Annotated in this window: 3 protein-coding genes; all 3 read left to right on the forward strand. The window is 72.5% G+C overall.

All coding sequences use genetic code 11. The annotated features are described in order from the left end of the window. Nucleotides 1-92 precede the first annotated feature (92 nt). Nucleotides 93-1,475, forward strand: a complete 1,383-nt coding sequence (locus tag NBZ83_RS30980) for an ABC transporter substrate-binding protein (protein WP_261576394.1) — start codon at nt 93-95, stop codon at nt 1,473-1,475. 5 nt (nt 1,476-1,480) lie between these two features. Continuing rightward, the gene (locus NBZ83_RS30985) at nt 1,481-2,392 is read left to right on the forward strand and encodes a tyrosine-protein phosphatase (RefSeq protein ID WP_261568918.1); all 912 of its coding nucleotides are present in this window, start codon (nt 1,481-1,483) and stop codon (nt 2,390-2,392) included. Nucleotides 2,393-2,426: 34 nt separating this feature from the next. After that, a partial coding sequence (locus NBZ83_RS30990; RefSeq protein WP_261576395.1) for a metallophosphoesterase occupies nt 2,427-3,317 on the forward strand: 891 nt, incomplete at its 3' end.

A 3,317-nucleotide genomic window follows, 5' to 3' on the forward strand; every position in this document is an offset into this window, starting at 1 on the left:
CCCGCCACACCGCCCTCGCAGGCCGGGACACGAGCCCTGTGCACGCCCCGGCCCCCCGTCAAGCCCCACTCGATCCGTAAGGGAGCCTCACCGTGGCCCGACCACGCCTGCTGCGCGCCGCGACCGGCCTCGTGCTCGTCGCCGCGCTGGCATCCGCGTGCGCGACGTCCTCGTCCACCCCGTCGAGTGCGACCGCCGCCGGTTCCGGCACGACCGCGACGATCCCCGAACTCGCCCCGGACCAGAAGGTCTCCATCGTCTTCGAGAGCTACAACCTCACCAGCACGGGCACCTGGAAACCGGTCATCGAGGGACTGCTGCACGACTTCGAGGCCGCGCATCCCAACATCACCGTCAAGGGCCAGCCGCCGCAGGGCACCACGCCGAACGGCGACTACACCAGCAGCGTGAAGAACCAGGTGCTCGCCGGCAACCCGCCGGACGTCGCCCAGGTCACGTTCGACGCGCTGCGGTTCGTCGCCGGCAGCCTCGGCGCCCAGCCGCTGAACACCCTGGTCGGACGGGACGCCGTGCAGGCCAACTTCGGCGGCGCCCACCCGTTCGCCCCCAAGGCGCGCACCCTCGGCGACGTCGACGGCAAGACCTACGCGATGCCCTACGTCTTCTCCACCCCGGTGCTCTGGATGAACAAGACGCTGTTCACCCAGGCGGGACTGGACCCGGCCAATCCGCCGAAGACCTGGGCCGACGTCAAGAACGCCGCGCTCGCCATCAAGTCGAAGACCGGCAAGGACGGCATCCTCGTCGACTGTGTGACGAAGGCCGCCGTCTGGTGTTTCCAGAGCCTGGTCCGTTCCTCGGGTGGCCGGGTGCTGTCCCAGGACGGCAAGTCCCTGCCGTTCGCCGACGCACCGGCCGTTTCGGCGGTGTCGACCATGGCCGACCTGTCCCGCAGCGGCGCGATGCCCAATCTGGACCAGGCGCAGGCGTTCAAGGCGTTCAGCAGCGGACAGCTCGGCATGATGCTGGAGACCAGCGCGGTGCAGGGGTTGTTCATGGCCGGCGCCAAGACGAACAACTGGGAGCTCGCCGCCTCCCAGGAGCCGTCGTTCGGGTCGAAGCCGGTCGTCCCCACCAACTCGGGCTCGGGCCTGGCCATCTTCAGCAAGGACCCGGCCAAGCAGCGCGCCGCCTGGGAACTGATCAAGTTCCTGACCAGCGACCACGCCTACACCCAGATCTCCTCGAAGATCGGCTACCTGCCGCTGCGCACCGGGCTGATCGACGACCCGAACGGCCTGCAGGCCTGGGCGAAGGCGAACCCACTCATCAAGCCCAACCTCGACCAGCTCGCCCAGCTGCAGCCGTGGGAGTCCTTCCCCGGCGACAACTACCTGCAGATCAGCGACACGATGATGTCCGCGGTCGAAGGCGCCGTCTTCGGCGGCAAGAACCCCGCCTCCACCTTGGCCGCCGCGCAGAAGCAGGCCACCTCGCTCATGCCGTCGAAGTGACCACGTTGAACACGACGGCCACCGACACCGTCGGCGCCACCGACACCACCGACACCACCGACACCACCGGGGAGGCGGTCGCCGGCAGCCCGCAGCCGCGCCGCGACCTGCCGCTGGCCGGCACGATCAACCTGCGGGACGTCGGCGGGTACCGCACCGCCGACGGCGGCCGACTGCGCTGGCGGACCCTGCTGCGCTCGGGCGCTCTGCGCGGCCTCGACGGCTCCGGTCAGGCGGTCCTCGCGCAGCTGGGCCTGCGCACCGTCGTCGACCTGCGCGAGGACGCCGAGGTGACGCACGACCCGGACCGGCTCGGACGGCTGGCCGTCGAACACCGCCGGGTGCCCATCTACACCGTGCCGGCCACCCGCGCGGCCGTCGAAGCGGCGGCCGGCGAGCCGGTCGCCGCCGGGGCGGCGGCGGGGCTCGCGACCGTCCACGCGGCCGGCGCCGGCGGCGATCTGCGCGCCATCTACGACTACACCGTCGACCAGCGGGGCGAGCGGCTCACCGCGGCCGTCCTCGCGCTCGCCGCACCCGGGGCGCTGCCCGCGATCGTGCACTGCAGCGCAGGCAAGGACCGCACCGGCCTGGTCATCGCCCTAGTCCTCGACCTCGCCGGGGTGCCGGCCGAGGTGATCGCCGAGGACTTCGCGCTGACCGCCCACTTCCTACGGGACGAGGCTGCGGCGGCCGTGCAACGCATGTCGGCGCGGGCCTCCACGGACGGCGCCGAACTGCCCGCCGCGCTGCTGGCCAGCCCGCCGGAGCTCATCCGGCACGCGCTCGACCGCATCCACGCCCGCCACGGCGATGCCCGCGGCTACCTGCTCGCCCATGGCGCCACGGTCCACGCCCTCGATCGCCTCGTGGACGCCCTCGTCGCGCCGGCGGCCCGGCCCGCCGCCGGCGCCTGACGCGAGACTCGCCCTCCGCTCCGAAAGGACACCCGTGCTCCCCCTTCTCGACCCCACCGCGCACACTCCCACCCACACCCTCATCCAGATCAGCGACACCCACATCGTCCGCCCGGGCGAGCTGCTGCACGGCAAGGTCGACACCCACGCCACGCTGTCGGCCGTCCTCGACCAGCTCGAGGCGTCCACGCTGAAGTTCAGCGTCCTGCTGCTCACCGGCGACCTCGCCGACAGTGGCGACGTGCTGGCCTACCGGCGGCTGCGGGAGCTGGTGGAGCCCGTCGCCACCCGGATGGGGGTGCCGGTCCTCTACGGCATGGGTAACCACGACGCGCGTGGTCCGTTCCGGGACGGCCTGTTCGGCGCGGAGCCGACCACCGAGCCGCACGACTACACACACTGGATCGGCGACCTGCGGATCATCGTTCTCGACAGCACCGAACCGGGCCAGCACGGCGGGTTCCTCAGCACCGCCCAGCTGCGCTGGCTCGCCGACGAGCTGGCCACGCCGGCGCCCGCCGGGACGGTGCTGGCCCTGCACCACCCGCCTGTGCCCTCCCCGATCGCCATGGTCAACACGCTGCTGCTCGCCGAGCCGCAGAACCTCGCCGACGTCCTCGCCGGCAGCGACGTGAAGATCGTGCTGACCGGGCACGCCCACCACGCGTCGGCGGGCGTGCTCGGCGGGGTGCCGGTGTGGGTGGCGGGTGCCACCGCCTACCGGGCCCAGGTGGTCGGCCCGGCGGACCGGATGACCGGGCTGGTCGGCGGCGAGTACACCCGGGTCGACGTCTACCCGCAGGGCGCGGTTGCCACGACGGTGCCGATCGCCGCCGCCGAGGTCGTCTACGACATGACTCTCGACGACCTCAGCCGCCTCGCCGCCGAGCACGCCGCCCAGACCGCCTCCGCCGCCGCCTCCACC

Origin of the sequence: Frankia gtarii (assembly GCF_025403375.1) — a bacterium.
Lineage (GTDB): Bacteria > Actinomycetota > Actinomycetes > Frankiales > Frankiaceae > Frankia > Frankia gtarii.